Source organism: Halobacillus sp. 12SKB (genome assembly GCF_052941655.1).
Map to the genome: position 1 here is coordinate 1,975,291 of NZ_JBRFWR010000001.1, position 14,331 is coordinate 1,989,621.

A 14,331-nucleotide genomic window follows, 5' to 3' on the forward strand; every position below is an offset into this window, starting at 1 on the left:
ATCTCGCCTATCTCCTTTCTCCCACGGGAGTCTCGCAGCTTCCCAACCACCCCATCTCATGTAAGGAAAACGAATCCCTGTACCCAGAAGCAGGGCTCCCACTAGTCCAGCCTAAGTAGGCATAAAGTGCTCTGTATCAAGCATTTACATTCTAAATGCCCACCGGGAAGAGTTGATATCATCCACTTGCCTCAACCATACAAGCTTATTTTTCCAGGAGTGGTTTCGAGAATCATCCTTGGTGAAGGGGCGGAGGGGAATGGCGAGACTCCTGCGGGAAAAGAGTGCTAGGTGAGACCCCGCAAGGCGTCAACCTGAGGAGGCTCACCGCGCTCCCGCGGAAAGCGAGCTATTCCCCGCAGCCCCACCCACTCAATAAAAGTCTCGAAACTGAGTCTTCCACAAACCTGCCAGTTAGTATAATAAGTAAGCTCTGGTAGGGCGATTGGCTCATGGGAAATACTGCTAAAAAACCTCCCTATCCAAGATTTATTGAAAACATGCTACAATAGGGGACAGTGATTGATGAAAGAGGAGGTTGATGGACAAATGAGCAAGGTCCGTACACAAGATTTGTTAGAACAATTTGCGCTTGAACTCGTTGCCGGTGCTGACGGCGTCCACCGTGAAATACATATGAGTGATATTTCTCGTCCTGGAGTAGAAATGACAGGGTATTTCAAATTTTATCCGAAAGATCGTCTGCAGCTGCTCGGCAAGACAGAACTCTCTTACTTTAATGAACTGACAAAAGATCAGAGGAGAGAGCGGGCAGAAAAACTTTGTACAGATGTGACACCTGGAATCGTTATTACCCGGGGAATGGATATTCCTGATGAGCTTAGTGAAGCCGCGAATGAGGCGGGCGTTCCACTGATGTTGTCCCCATATAAGACGACAAGAGTGATTAGTCGCCTGACGAATTATCTGGAATCCAAGTTTGCTCCGTTTACGGCCATTCATGGTGTACTAGTCGACATTTACGGTATCGGTGTGTTGATCACTGGTCAAAGTGGTGTTGGTAAAAGTGAGACCGCTTTGGAACTAGTCAAGCGCGGTCACCGTCTTGTGGCTGATGATAGTGTTGAAATTCGACAGGAGGATTATGACACATTAATCGGAAACAGCCCGCCACTGATTGAGCACCTTCTGGAAATTCGTGGACTAGGCATTATCAATGTGATGACATTGTTCGGTGCGGGAGCTGTTCGAAGCTATAAACGGATCACGCTCGTCATCAACCTTGAATTGTGGGATAAGAACAAAGCATACGACCGTCTTGGTTTAGAAGAAGAAACGATGAAGATCATGGATGTTCAAGTTCCGAAAGCCACGATTCCTGTTCGTCCTGGTCGTAACCTTGCCGTTATTATAGAAGTTGCTGCTATGAACTTCCGTTTGAAGCGCATGGGCGTCAATGCGGCTGAAGAGTTTTCAGAGCGTTTGACGAAAGTCATTGATCAAGATCAAACGCAGGAGTAAAGGAGGAGATCGCTAATGATGTGTACACCTGAACCGTTGAATCCGGTCTTCCTCCAATTAGGTCCGCTTTCCATTTACTGGTATGGATTGATTATTGCCACAGGAGCTTTTTTAGGATTATGGATTGCAACGCGAGAGACCGAACGTCTCGGTTTGAAAAAAGACTACATGGTCGATATCGTCGTATTTGCGATTCCGGCAGCCATCGTGTGTGCCAGGATTTATTATGTCATTTTTGAATGGGATCGTTATGCTGGTGGACCATGGTGGAAAGTTTTTGCCGTGTGGGAAGGCGGAATCGCCATTCACGGTGCATTGATTGGCTCAGTGCTGACCGCCTATATTTATACGAAAATTAAAGGTTTGTCCTTTTGGATGATGGCAGATATCGCTGCGCCGAGTATTATTCTTGGTCAGGCGGTTGGACGCTGGGGAAACTTTATGAACCAGGAAGCCCACGGCGGTCCGGTATCCGAATCTTTTTATAATAACTTTATGCAGTATTTGCCTGGGTTCATCAATCAGCAAATGTGCATTGATGGTACGGTTTATCACCCGACCTTCTTATATGAATCGGTGTGGAACATCATCGGATTTATTTTGCTTTTGGTGTTGCGTCATAAGTTTAACCCTCGCCGAGGAGAAGTGTTCTTAAGCTATGTCATTTGGTATTCTGTCGGCCGTTTCTTTGTAGAAGGAATGAGGACAGACAGCCTTTATCTATTTGGTGAGATTCGTACGGCGCAATTTATATCGATCGTGCTTGTCATTGGAGCGGTTATAGCGATCATTTACCGCAGAAAGAATGGCATGGCAAATAAATATTATAACGGAAAGAAAGTAAAATAAGGGAGCAGGTAGCATGAAGGGGATTCTAAAAAGAGGGAGTAAAAAAGGATTGGAGTTGACGTGGACGCTCGGGAAAGTCATTTTTCCTGTAACGTTAATTGTTACGATCCTTCAATACACACCGGTTCTTCCCTGGGTTATGGAGAAGCTGGAACCTTTGATGGGGTGGATCGGACTATCCGGTGAAGCGGCTGTTCCTCTTGTTATTGGTAACTTTTTGAACCTTTATGCAGGGATTGCGGCCATCATTTCTTTCGATTTCACGGTAAAAGAAGTGTTCATTCTTGCCGTGATGCTTTCCTTTTCCCATAATTTACTGATTGAATCGACCGTGGCTAAAAGGGTAGGCGTGAGCTGGTGGTTTGTAGCCGGGGTTCGATTAAGTCTCGCATTGGTTTCAGCTGCGCTTATCAATGTTTTTTGGAAAGGCGGAGGCGAAACAGCTAAATATGGCTTTGCCCCTGAGAATTCAGCTGATCCGAATGGATGGGCAGAAATCATTTTTCAGGGAGTGCAGACCGCATTTATGGGCATCGTGCAGCTTGCCTTGATTGTCATCCCTTTAATGATTTTCATGCAGTATCTACGTGAAAAAGGATGGCTTGACCGTTTTTCAGGCTGGGTCGCTCCTGCAACAAGGTTACTTGGAATGGAACGCAACACATCCATGACCCTTGTTGCCGGGTTGACGATCGGGCTCGCTTATGGTGCAGGCTTGATGATTCAGGCCGTGGAAGAGGATGGCGTTTCAAGGAAAGATATGTATCTAGCCATTCTATTTCTCGTGTCCTGTCACGCGGTCGTTGAGGATACACTGATCTTCATCCCGCTCGGTATTCCCGTTTGGCCCCTGCTCTTGATCCGTCTATTAACCGCCATTGTGTTAACGGCAGCTGTCGGCTTCGTTTGGAACAGACTACAACAGAAAAGAAAGGATCCTTCCAATGAGCATACGTACCATTCTCTTTGATTTAGATGGAACGTTGATCGATACAAACGAATTGATCATCGCTTCCTTTACGCATACGATTGAACAATATTCTGATCGCACCTATGAGCGTGAAGAGATCCTCGACTTTATCGGGCCCCCTTTAAGGGAAAGCCTGCACAAGGTGAACCCTGACAAAGTTGAAGAAATGGTTGAAACTTACCGTAAACATAACATTGAAAATCATAACCGCTACGTAAAAGCCTATGAAGGCGTGGTAGAAACGATTGAAACGCTGAAGGGCCAAGGTTATAAATTGGGCATTGTAACGACCAAGATGCGGAACACCGTTCACATGGGGCTTGAACTGACGAATTTGGATGGACTATTTGAAACAGTCGTCACTCTGGATGATGTCACAAATGCGAAGCCGCACCCGGAGCCGATTGTAAAGGCTTTGAACCAATTGGATTCGCAAGCTTCGGAAGCGATGATGGTCGGAGACAACACGCATGATATTGAAGCAGGGCAGAATGCTGGAACGAAAACGGCCGGGGTTGCCTGGACGGTTAAAGGAAGAAAAGTACTCGACGACTTGAACCCTGACTACATGCTTGATAATATGCGTGACCTATTAAAAATTACAGGAGGATGACTGTATGAGGAAAACGGAACGCTATCCGGTCAAAGGAGCCAATTCGCTTTGGCACATTTATAAGACGGTCCCGTTTTTCAAAGTGGTCAAAAACTTCATTGTGATTCAAATGGCCCGGTACACCCCTTTTCTTTCAATGAAGAATTGGTTGTACCGGACTTTTCTCCATATGAAGGTCGGAGATCAAACAGCTTTTGCCTTGATGGTGATGGTAGATATCATGTTTCCCGAAAAAATCAAGGTCGGGCGGAATTCGGTCATTGGATATAATACAACGATTCTCGCTCATGAATATTTGATTGAAGAGTACCGTTTAGGGAATGTTGTGATTGGGAATGAAGTTTTGATTGGTGCGAACACGACGATTCTTCCAGGGGTTACGATTGGTGACCGTGCCGTTGTTTCTGCTGGTACGCTTGTGCACAAAGATGTTCCTGCAGGAGCCTTCGTGGGAGGAAACCCGATGCAGCTCATTTATACGAAAGCGCAGATGGAAGAACGGAGAAAGAACGGGGGAGAAGAATGACTTTGACTCAGTCGGTTCTGCCTGCAGTGAAAAAAATCAAAGAATTTGAAGCTTTGTTAGAGAGTGAGACGGAATACATCATCCTCTTGGAGAGCCGGTTAGGTCTTTTAAGGAAACTTGTCAAAATTGGACAAAAAGCTGGCAAAAAAGTTTTTGTCCATGTAGACTTGATTCAAGGTTTGAAAGCGGATGATTATGGGATGGAATACATAGGGCAGGAAGTGAAGCCGGATGGTGTCATTTCCACGAGAGCTCATGTCATTCAGCAAGCCAAAAAGTATCACCTAGTTTCTGTGCAGCGGTTGTTTTTAATTGACAGCCAGGCGATTGAACATAATGTGAAGATCATCCGTAAAACAGAGCCTGACTTTGTTGAAGTTTTACCAGGGGTTTTACCGGGAATGATAAAAGAGATCAAGGAGCACATCGGCATTCCTGTCATTGCGGGAGGCTTGATTCGTTCAAAGGAAGAAGTGGATCAAGCGCTGGCCTCAGGTGCTTCTGCAGTCTCTACTTCACGTTCCGAATTATGGCGTTTTAACAGCGAGAATACATAAACACCTTCCGTGAAGAGGCTGACGATCCACACAATGATTAGATCATACTAATGTTGTGTGGTTTTTTGTACGTCAATCGTGGTACACAGAAAGGAGATCACATCATGACTGAATTCATGGGTGAGCTGATTGGCACCATGATCCTCATCATTTTCGGGGGAGGCGTTATCGCAGGTGCAAATTTAAAAGCAACAAAAGCAGAAGGGAACTGGGTGTTGATTACCATTGCCTGGGGACTTGCTGTAGCCATGGGTGTTTACGCCGTTGGGAGAGTGACAGGGGCTCATATCAATCCTGCCGTTACACTAGGACTTGCAACGGTGGGGGATTTTCCCTGGAGCAAAGTCCCTATGTATATTACCGCGCAGATGGCCGGAGCATTTCTGGGAGCTGTCATCGTCTTCTTTCACTACCTTCCTCATTGGAAGGATACAGAAGATCAATTGGCGATCAAGTCGATTTTTTGTACAGACCCTGCCATCCGCAGCCCGATTTCAAACCTTGTAAGTGAGATCATTGGAACATTTGTATTAGTCATGGGGATTTTGTTTATCGGCGCTAACGATTTTACACAAGGGTTGAACCCTCTCATTGTTGGTTTGCTGATTGTAGCAATCGGGATGTCGCTCGGTGCCACAACAGGGTATGCAATCAACCCAGCCCGTGATTTGGGTCCTCGACTGGCTCATGCTCTCTTACCGATTCCAGGAAAAGGAGGATCGGATTGGGGATACTCCTGGATCCCTGTTCTCGGTCCGATCATCGGTGGTGTATATGGCGGGTTGTTTTATCAGGCCATATTCCAAGCCAATGCGAACGGCTGGTTCTGGGGCGGCACCATTATCATTTTACTTATTTTACTTTCCTCCATGCGTGTGGAGCTGAAAAAAGTGCATCAATCTGAAAAAGGAGTGGAATCATGAAGCAGTACATTTTATCAATCGATCAGGGTACAACAAGTTCACGAGCGATTTTGTTCAATTATGAAGGACAGATCGTAGAAACCGCTCAAAAAGAATTCGAGCAGCATTTTCCTAAGCCGGGCTGGGTAGAACATGACGCTAACGAAATTTGGACATCTGTTCTTGCATGTATTGCGGATGTTCTAAGAAAATCAGATATTGAAGCGAGTCAGGTCGCAGGCATTGGAATTACGAACCAACGTGAAACCACTGTCGTTTGGGACAAAAACACGGGCAAACCGATCTATAAAGCGATCGTATGGCAGTCCCGTCAAACACAAAGCATCTGTAATGAATTGAAAGAGCAAGGGTTGGAAGATACATTCAGAGATAAAACAGGTCTCCTGCTTGACCCATACTTTGCAGGAACTAAGGTGAAATGGATTTTAGACAATGTGGACGGGGCAAAAGAAAAAGCAGAAAACGGCGACCTCATGTTCGGAACGATTGATACGTGGCTCGTCTACAAGCTTTCCGGCCAGAAAACACATGTAACCGACTATTCCAACGCTTCCCGGACATTGATGTATAACATCCATGACCTGAAGTGGGATGATGAACTGCTTGATATCTTAGATGTACCGAAAAGCATGCTGCCAGAGGTGAAGCCTTCCTCTGAAGTTTATGCAAATACGGTAGATTATCACTTTTTCGGAAAAGAAGTCCCAATCGCCGGAATCGCCGGAGATCAGCAGGCCGCTCTTTTCGGACAAGCTTGTTTTGAAAAAGGAATGGGTAAAAACACATACGGAACTGGTGGTTTCATGTTATTGAATACCGGCGAAGAAGCAGTCAAATCCGAGAATGGTCTGTTGACAACACTTGCCTGGGGTATTGATGGAAAAGTCGAATACGCTCTGGAAGGAAGCATTTTCGTATCAGGTTCAGCCATTCAATGGCTGCGTGACGGTTTGAATATGGTTGAATCTTCTCCGCAGAGTGAGGAAATCGCTGGACAGGTGAAGTCGACGGACGGCGTTTACGTTGTTCCTGCATTCGTTGGTCTTGGCACGCCTTATTGGGATAGCGAAGCTCGTGGAGCTGTCTTTGGTCTGACGCGTGGAACGACTAAAGCTCACTTCGTACGCGCAACGCTTGAATCCCTTGCATACCAGACGAAAGATGTGGTGGATGCGATGGTCGAAGATTCCGGCATCGAAGTGAAAAAACTTCGAGTCGATGGAGGTGCCGTCAAAAACAACCTCTTGATGCAGTTCCAAAGTGACTTGCTCGATGTGACCGTTGAGCGTCCAGAGGTCAATGAAACAACGGCTCTTGGTGCGGCTTATCTAGCCGGTCTTGCTGTAGGTTTCTGGGAAGATCGAAAAGAAATCGCAAACCAATGGAAAGTGGAAAGAGAGTTTGAGCCTAGTATGAATGAGGAGAAAAGTAAGAAACTATACAAAGGCTGGCAAAAAGCTGTGGAAGCAACAAGGGTGTTCAAGCAAGAAGAATAATTCCTTGAAAACATCTCCCTCTCTGATATAATAGTAGTACAAGTTAATGACAACGGTCGGAGATACGGAGAGACCACGAAGCTTTATGCGATCCGCATAAGAGTTTTCGTGGTCTCTTTTTTTATGACAAGAATGAGCACTCAATAAGTAATCCCACACATATTCTTTGCTGGAAAAGGGAATACCCGTATCAGACCATGAATTAGAAGACAACGGAAGAAGGAGAGATAGCATGCAAACATTTTCTAGTTACGAAAGACAAAATCAGTTCAACCGTTTAACTCAGGAAGAGTGGGATGTCCTCGTCATAGGCGGTGGAATCACAGGTTCTGGAATCGCTCTCGATGCTGCGAGCCGTGGCATGAAAACAGCGGTTGTGGAAATGCAGGATTATGCAGCAGGTACGTCCAGCCGTTCCACAAAATTGGTGCACGGCGGATTAAGATATTTGAAACAGTTCGAAGTGAAAATGGTCGCTGAAGTAGGGAAAGAGCGAGAAATCGTTTATGAAAATGGTCCCCACGTAACGACACCGGAATGGATGTTGCTCCCATTCCATGAAGGCGGAAATTTCGGGCCGTTCTCTACAAATGTCGGTCTTCGTGTATATGACTACCTTGCAGGAGTGAAAAAAGCGGAGCGTCGAACGATGATGAGCGCAGAGGAAGCCCTAGAACGTGAACCGCTAGTGAAAAAAGAAGGCTTGAAAGGCGCAGGGTATTATGTAGAATACAAAACAGATGACGCGCGTCTAACGCTAGAAGTGATGAAGAAAGCCGTAGAATATGGAGCATGTTCAACCAACTACGCGAGGGTCGTGGATTTCATTTATGATGACAATGGCTCCATGGTTGGCGCGAAAGTGGAAGATACCGTTTCAGGGGAACAGTATCATGTCAAAGCGAAAAAAATCATCAACGCAGGTGGACCGTGGGTTGATGAATTGCGTGAAATCGACGGTTCTAAAAAAGGGAAAACGCTGCAGTTGACGAAAGGCGTCCACCTTGTCTTCGATCAATCCGTCTTTCCTTTAAGACAAGCGATTTATTTCGACAGCCCGGACGGTCGCATGATATTCGCTATCCCACGTGATGGCAAAACTTATGTGGGTACGACCGATACGACCTATGATCAGGAAATTGCTCATCCGACAATGACAGAAGACGATCGTGATTATATTCTGGACGCGATGAAGACGATGTTCCCAACGGTCGATGTCACCGCTGACGATGTAGAATCAAGTTGGGCAGGACTGCGTCCCCTTATCCATGAAGAAGGGAAAGATCCATCTGAGATTTCTCGTAAAGATGAAATCTTTGTTTCAGACTCCGGCCTGATCTCCATGGCTGGTGGAAAACTTACTGGATATCGCAAAATGGCACAAACGGCCGTTGACCTCGTTCGTGATCAGTTGATGGAAGAGTATGGCATTCGTTATTCTGACTCCGAAACGAAAACCATGCCAATTTCCGGTGGGGATGTTGGAGGTTCCAAAGGCTTCAAGAAATACAAAGAAGAGCGGATTCAAATCGGTGAATCTCTAGGAATAACGAAAGAAGATGCCGACAAATTGATTCAGCTGTACGGTTCAAATGTCGACAAAGTGTTCAACAACTTCAAGGATCGTAAAGAAGAAGCCGCACAAGAAGGGGTGGATCCAGTCGTTTTTGCTCAGCTCGTATATGCCCTGGAAGAAGAAATGACGTACAAACCTGTGGATTTCTTTGTACGCCGAACCGCCGCTCTATTCTTCAACATTCAGTGGGTACGTGATCATAAAACATCTGTCATCAATTATATGGCGAAAGCCCTCAATTATAGTGAGCAGCAAAAACAAGAGTACACAGAACAGCTCGATCAACTTTTAGAAGAAGCTGTCACACCAATTGAATACGTATAAATCAAAAAGACTTCTCCCTTTACGGAGGAGTCTTTTTCTTACATATTCTTGAAACTTTCATCGTTCTCATTCGTACTTATGGTATAGCTTCTTTTTTTAGGAGGATTTAAGATGTCGCTTGTTCAGAACATGATTTATCAAGATGCGCGAAGACAATTATGGACCGGAACACTTCTCTCATTCATATCTATCGTTTTTATCCTTGGGATGGTCACATTAAATCCCAGCAGTTTTATTATTTCTGTCGTTTACGCAGCAATTTTTGCCATCACAGGAGCTGGGCTTATAAAAGGAGGTTACGCCGATCTTCAAAAAACCAAAACCGTTTTGGATTTTGAACCGGACCTCACAAAGGATTCAATAGAAAGAGTACCAGCACGGATGTACATGGGGCAAAAAGCGCTTAAAACCTTCCAAGCAGGAATATTTGATATGGACGGTGAAAGTTACGGAGAAATTCAAGAAAATATCCAGTGGAAACATAAAGTGCTAGCCATGTTTACAGCTCTGTTTTCCTACGACCAGTTCAGACCAGCGGTGTACACTTTTAAAAATAAGCGTGGTCAATCACTCTATCAGATTGAAAAGAAGGGCGGCTTTCAGTGGAGAGGATATATTCAGCACATAGAAGGATCTTACGTCGCTTATACGAAGCAAACGAAAAATAAAACGACAGGGCAGCGCATCACCCGATATATAGAAGCGGACCAATGCCGCTGGAGTGCAGAAGGCGACGATTTCATCGGACATTTCAAAATCAAGGACCATGAAGGAAAGGTATGGGCAGTCATTAAAAGGGGGGCCATTCCTCGTGAAGCGGCTGAGCGTTTCGAAAAAATGCCCGGCTACTTAGTCGAATGGAACATCCGCGACAACATCCCCGCCTCTCTCTTAGCTTTCCTATTCCTCCTCCAATCCAAAGAAAGATAGTCACTTGCCTTATTAAAGAATATGACAGGTTTGTGGAAGATTCAGTTTCGATCCTTTTATTGAGTGGATGGGGGCTGCGGGAAACTGTGAGACTCCTATGGGACGTGTGGGACAGGTGAGACCCTGGAAGGCGTAGCCTGAGGAGGCTCACCGCCCGCCCCATGGAAAGCGAACCGTTTCCCGGAGCCCCTAGAATCACACGAACATCTCGAAACTGAGTCTTCCACAAACGGGAGCTATATTTTATGAAAGCACCTTCTGAGGAAGGTGCTTTTTCTATTGGGAATTTCCATATTTTTATAGTTGAACTTTACGTTAACGTTAATGGTATAGTGAAATTGTTAGAATTTTCATTTAATGAGAGGGGATCGAATGACAGGACGTTTATCCATACAAGAAGTGGCTGAAAAATTCGATGTGACTCAGCGGACCATCCGATACTATGAAGAATTGGGACTGATCAGACCTTCCCGCAGCTCAGGTGGGCACCGCTCTTTTTCTCCGAAGGATCTTACACGTCTCGGGCTTGTTTTTCGTGGGAAAAAGTATGGCTTCCAGCTTGATGAAATCAAAGAAATGATCCATCTTTTCGACCAGGACCCCTCAGGCGTCCGTCAGCTTGAACGGACGCTTGCTTATGGCAGAGGAAAAATGCAGGAGGTGGACGACCGGATCCGGGAATTGGAACAGTTAAAAGCGGAAATGGGTCAGTGGCTCGACAAATTCGAGGAAGAATTAAAGGAACGGAGAGGAGATCCTGTATGAATCTTTCTGAGTTATTAGCTTATCAGTCTCGCAAATATCCAGGAAAAGAAGGGATTGTTACACCCGAAGAACGGCTGACTTATCAGGAGTGGAACAGTCAGGTGAATCAGCTTGCCAGAGGTTTGATGAGGTTAGGGGTTCAGGCTGGAGATAAGGTGATCATCCATATGCCGAACACAAAAGAGTTCGTCATCAGTTACTTTGCCATTCACCGGCTCGGGGCCATTGTTGTTCCAATTAATGCCCGGCTGGTATTGAATGAAATTACTTATTTATATGATCATAGTGATGCTGTCGCTTTGCTCACCCATGACCTGCTCATCGATCAGGTGAAAGGGCTTGCTGATGAGAGGGTGGGTACCTTTATAAAAACCGGAGATGTCGACGGAGCCTGGCACTCGTTTTCAGACATCCTTTCAAAAGAAGAACCGCTTGAAATGGTCAACGATGCGCATGAAGATGAAGAAGCTTCGATTTTATATACATCAGGGACCACCGGGCAGCCAAAAGGGGTTGTCTTTACTCACAAAAACATTTTGACGGTCTCTTCGATGATGGCTGTGGAACTGGAAATGAAACCATCCAGCCGTATGCTTCATATGATGCCATTCAGTCATTCCGCACCATTGCACCTCTTCTTAGCAGGGGGCACGTTCGTCGGTGCTACCCACATCATTGCTCCTACTTTCACTCCCGATTTATTATTAGAACTTGCTTCGACTGAACGGGCGTCACACTTTTTCGGAGCACCTGTCGCTTATTTAATGACCGCTAAGCATCCAAAAGTAAAAGAAACGGATTTGAGCTGGGTGAAATATTGGACCTACGGAGGGGCACCTCTGTCTAAAAAGGAAGTCCAGTTTGTGCGAGAGCAGTTTGAAACGGACAGCCTCTGCTGTTTATATGGTCTGACGGAAGCAGGTCCAAGCGGGACACTGCTGCTTCCACAGGAGCATGATGAAAAAGCCGGCAGTGTAGGAAAGCGTGCGGCGCTTCATTGTGAAGTTCGTATTGTTGATGAAAATGGGCAGGAGATAGGAAACGGTCAAGTAGGAGAAATTGCTCTTAAAGGTGAAGGGATTATGAAAGGCTACTATAAAGATGAAGAAAAAACCGCTGCCACCTTCCGTGATGGATGGCTGCTTACTGGAGATATGGGCGAGAAGGATGAAGACGGCTACCTGTGGGTCATAGACCGGAAAAAGGATTTGATCATATCGGGTGGTGTGAACATTTATCCCCGTGAAGTAGAGGAACTTTTGCTCCAGCACCCACATATTGAAGATGTAGCTGTCGTAGGCGTTCCGCATCCAGATTGGGGCGAAACCGTCAAAGCGCATATCGTTCAAACCGGGCAAATGAAAGATATGGAAAACGAATGCCGCCGCTTTTTGCAGGAGCACCTGGCGGATTATAAGATCCCGAAGCTCTATGAGGAAATGGAAGATCTCCCAAGGAACGCGACGGGGAAATTGCTGAAGCATCGTTTGCGTGAACAGGCGCGTCAAGTCTAGGGGGGGAGTAAAATGAATTTTTACGAAAGAGATGAGAATCTCCAGGATCTTCTGAAAGAGGCGTGGGACGAGCCTTTTTTCCAATGGGCAGATGATCGACTCCGATTCTTCGGTGAGAAGTGTGCTGAGGAGATCGATGAACGGGCGGTTCACACCGATCGTGAGGGTCAGCCAAAGTTGATCAAATACGACAAGATGGGTCATGACATATCAGAGGTATGGTTAAACGAAGGGTATAAAAAAACAATAAAAGAAACGTATGGCGAAGGAATCGTCGGTTATCTTCATAAGGACATCCCTGAGCTTGGACAAAAAGGCGACTACTTGTATTCGTATGCGCAAGGCTATCTTCTCTCACAGGCAGAGCCTGGTTTTTACTGCCCGGTGACGTTGACGATGGCCACTGCCTATTTGATCGACCATTATGCAGATGAACCATTGAAAGAAAAATATTTGCCGCATGTGTTATCGACGGGAGATGTGGAACTGTATGAAGGCGCGACTTTTCTAACGGAGCGACAGGGCGGTTCAGATGTGGGCGCCAATGAAGTGAAAGCCATTAAAGAAGGCGACCATTACAGAATCCATGGTGAAAAGTATTTTGCCAGTAATGCAGGCGCTTGTGGCGTGGCGATGGTTCTTGCCCGTACAGAAGGCGCACCACCAGGGACGAGAGGTCTTAGCTTGTTTCTCATTCCCTGGAGGAACGAGGACGGGTCCTTGAATGGTATTCAAATCCGCCGCCTGAAAGATAAACTCGGCGTTCGTGCTGTTCCATCGGCTGAGGTCGAATTTACCGGGGCAGTAGCCTATTTGGTGGGAGAAGCGGAACGAGGGTTCTATTACATGATGGAAGCCTTGAATCTTTCCCGTGTTTGTAATGCGGTCGCTTCTATTGGAATTATGCGTCGTTCTTTAACAGAAGCCCGGGATTACGCTGAAAAAAGAAATGCGTTCGGCCACTCGTTGATCGAATATCCGATGGTGAAAGATACGCTCGTTTCCATGACAGTGAAGCAGGAAGTGGAAACGAGAGCAGTTTTCGACTTGATCCAAGCGTTTGATAATGTCGCGCGTATGCCGGAAGAAACGAGGATAGAAGAACATATCCTCAACCGCATCCGGATAGCGATAATGAAAAAGGAAACAGCCGAACAGGCCGTCGATTTCACACATGAAGCGATCGAAATGCATGGAGGAAATGGTTATATTGAAGACTTTGTTACACCCCGTCTCTTGCGTGATGCTCAAGTGTTGACGGTATGGGAGGGGACAGCAAACATTCTCGGCCTTGAAGTCCTGAAACTTTTCAACAAATATCAAGGGCATGAGTTGTTTGTCCAACATATTCAAGAGCGTTTGGACAAAGTTCACAATAAAGGGAAAGAGTTCACACTCGTGAAAGAGACGCTCCAGAATTTCATTCCTTATGTAGACGAAGTTTTAAAACAGGAGGCTGACGTGCAAACCTATTACAGCAAATCTCTGGCTGAAAAAATGGCCGTGCTTTTTGAAGCCGTCATTGCTCTTGAGATGATAGAAAAAGGGGCAAGGTTTGAAAAGGTTGGCAAACTGTTCATCCACCAACAGATGCAGACAGAGGCACCGAGTGCAGAACCACTGGCTCTTCGTTACGCTGATGAAATCCTCCACTTGTATAAAGCTTTAACCTGACCAAACGGGCGCACATTTGTGCGTCTGTTTTTTTTTATAGTTGCTGTAACAAGTTAGCGACCCTAATCTAAAAAACACGTCTTCTCCTCCAAGTCCGTATTTATGAAACGGTTTCTGCTATGATAAGAAGGG

Annotated in this window: 13 protein-coding genes; all 13 read left to right on the top strand. The window is 45.8% G+C overall.

Annotation, left to right across the window (positions count from 1 at the left end; translation table 11 throughout):
• Nucleotides 1-549: 549 nt before the first annotated feature.
• The gene (gene hprK, locus ACQ4XT_RS09445; protein WP_226592797.1) at nt 550-1,482 is read left to right on the top strand and encodes an HPr(Ser) kinase/phosphatase; all 933 of its coding nucleotides are present in this window, start codon (nt 550-552) and stop codon (nt 1,480-1,482) included.
• A gap of 15 nt (nt 1,483-1,497) precedes the next feature.
• The gene (gene lgt, locus ACQ4XT_RS09450) at nt 1,498-2,331 is read left to right on the top strand and encodes a prolipoprotein diacylglyceryl transferase (RefSeq protein WP_446853472.1); all 834 of its coding nucleotides are present in this window, start codon (nt 1,498-1,500) and stop codon (nt 2,329-2,331) included.
• Between the two features lie 13 nt (nt 2,332-2,344).
• The gene (locus ACQ4XT_RS09455) at nt 2,345-3,301 is read left to right on the top strand and encodes a nucleoside recognition domain-containing protein (protein WP_446853473.1); all 957 of its coding nucleotides are present in this window, start codon (nt 2,345-2,347) and stop codon (nt 3,299-3,301) included.
• Nucleotides 3,276-3,914, top strand: a complete 639-nt coding sequence (ppaX, locus tag ACQ4XT_RS09460) for a pyrophosphatase PpaX (protein ID WP_446853474.1) — start codon at nt 3,276-3,278, stop codon at nt 3,912-3,914. Before ACQ4XT_RS09455 ends, ppaX begins: the two co-directional genes overlap by 26 nt.
• 4 nt (nt 3,915-3,918) lie before the next feature.
• A complete protein-coding gene (locus ACQ4XT_RS09465; RefSeq protein WP_446853475.1) occupies nt 3,919-4,440 on the top strand; it encodes an acyltransferase in 522 nt (173 codons plus the stop codon).
• Nucleotides 4,437-4,997 carry a glycerol-3-phosphate responsive antiterminator gene (locus tag ACQ4XT_RS09470; RefSeq protein ID WP_446853476.1) on the top strand — a complete coding sequence of 187 codons (561 nt, stop codon included), beginning with the start codon at nt 4,437-4,439 and terminating at the stop codon, nt 4,995-4,997. The genes ACQ4XT_RS09465 and ACQ4XT_RS09470 overlap by 4 nt, the downstream gene beginning before the upstream one ends.
• Before the next feature lie 104 nt (nt 4,998-5,101).
• Nucleotides 5,102-5,920 (top strand): MIP/aquaporin family protein, encoded by an 819-nt coding sequence (locus ACQ4XT_RS09475; RefSeq protein ID WP_446853477.1) that lies wholly within the window; start codon nt 5,102-5,104, stop codon nt 5,918-5,920.
• Nucleotides 5,917-7,416 carry a glycerol kinase GlpK gene (glpK, locus tag ACQ4XT_RS09480; protein WP_446853478.1) on the top strand — a complete coding sequence of 500 codons (1,500 nt, stop codon included), beginning with the start codon at nt 5,917-5,919 and terminating at the stop codon, nt 7,414-7,416. Before ACQ4XT_RS09475 ends, glpK begins: the two co-directional genes overlap by 4 nt.
• Nucleotides 7,417-7,648: 232 nt before the next feature.
• A complete protein-coding gene (locus ACQ4XT_RS09485; protein ID WP_446853479.1) occupies nt 7,649-9,316 on the top strand; it encodes a glycerol-3-phosphate dehydrogenase/oxidase in 1,668 nt (555 codons plus the stop codon).
• 111 nt (nt 9,317-9,427) lie between these two features.
• Nucleotides 9,428-10,246, top strand: coding sequence for a hypothetical protein (locus ACQ4XT_RS09490; RefSeq protein ID WP_446853480.1), 819 nt, complete (start codon nt 9,428-9,430; stop codon nt 10,244-10,246).
• A 372-nt stretch (nt 10,247-10,618) separates the two neighbouring features.
• Nucleotides 10,619-11,011 (top strand): MerR family transcriptional regulator, encoded by a 393-nt coding sequence (locus ACQ4XT_RS09495; protein ID WP_446853481.1) that lies wholly within the window; start codon nt 10,619-10,621, stop codon nt 11,009-11,011.
• Complete coding sequence (locus ACQ4XT_RS09500) at nt 11,008-12,525, top strand: class I adenylate-forming enzyme family protein (RefSeq protein WP_446853482.1); 1,518 nt, start codon at nt 11,008-11,010, stop codon at nt 12,523-12,525. The genes ACQ4XT_RS09495 and ACQ4XT_RS09500 overlap by 4 nt, the downstream gene beginning before the upstream one ends.
• A 12-nt stretch (nt 12,526-12,537) precedes the next feature.
• Nucleotides 12,538-14,199 (top strand): acyl-CoA dehydrogenase family protein, encoded by a 1,662-nt coding sequence (locus ACQ4XT_RS09505; RefSeq protein ID WP_446853483.1) that lies wholly within the window; start codon nt 12,538-12,540, stop codon nt 14,197-14,199.
• Nucleotides 14,200-14,331 lie beyond the last annotated feature (132 nt).

Bases quoted from the DNA above. Each gene is read 5' to 3' on its own strand.
- ACQ4XT_RS09505 (WP_446853483.1), top strand. From the start codon at position 12,538: ATGAATTTTTACGAAAGAGATGAGAATCTCCAGGATCTTCTGAAAGAG.
- ACQ4XT_RS09495 (WP_446853481.1), top strand. From the start codon at position 10,619: ATGACAGGACGTTTATCCATACAAGAAGTGGCTGAAAAATTCGATGTG.
- ACQ4XT_RS09455 (WP_446853473.1), top strand. From the start codon at position 2,345: ATGAAGGGGATTCTAAAAAGAGGGAGTAAAAAAGGATTGGAGTTGACG.
- ACQ4XT_RS09465 (WP_446853475.1), top strand. From the start codon at position 3,919: ATGAGGAAAACGGAACGCTATCCGGTCAAAGGAGCCAATTCGCTTTGG.
- ACQ4XT_RS09485 (WP_446853479.1), top strand. From the start codon at position 7,649: ATGCAAACATTTTCTAGTTACGAAAGACAAAATCAGTTCAACCGTTTA.
- lgt (WP_446853472.1), top strand. From the start codon at position 1,498: ATGATGTGTACACCTGAACCGTTGAATCCGGTCTTCCTCCAATTAGGT.
- ppaX (WP_446853474.1), top strand. From the start codon at position 3,276: ATGAGCATACGTACCATTCTCTTTGATTTAGATGGAACGTTGATCGAT.
- ACQ4XT_RS09490 (WP_446853480.1), top strand. From the start codon at position 9,428: ATGTCGCTTGTTCAGAACATGATTTATCAAGATGCGCGAAGACAATTA.
- ACQ4XT_RS09475 (WP_446853477.1), top strand. From the start codon at position 5,102: ATGACTGAATTCATGGGTGAGCTGATTGGCACCATGATCCTCATCATT.
- ACQ4XT_RS09470 (WP_446853476.1), top strand. From the start codon at position 4,437: ATGACTTTGACTCAGTCGGTTCTGCCTGCAGTGAAAAAAATCAAAGAA.
- glpK (WP_446853478.1), top strand. From the start codon at position 5,917: ATGAAGCAGTACATTTTATCAATCGATCAGGGTACAACAAGTTCACGA.
- ACQ4XT_RS09500 (WP_446853482.1), top strand. From the start codon at position 11,008: ATGAATCTTTCTGAGTTATTAGCTTATCAGTCTCGCAAATATCCAGGA.
- hprK (WP_226592797.1), top strand. From the start codon at position 550: ATGAGCAAGGTCCGTACACAAGATTTGTTAGAACAATTTGCGCTTGAA.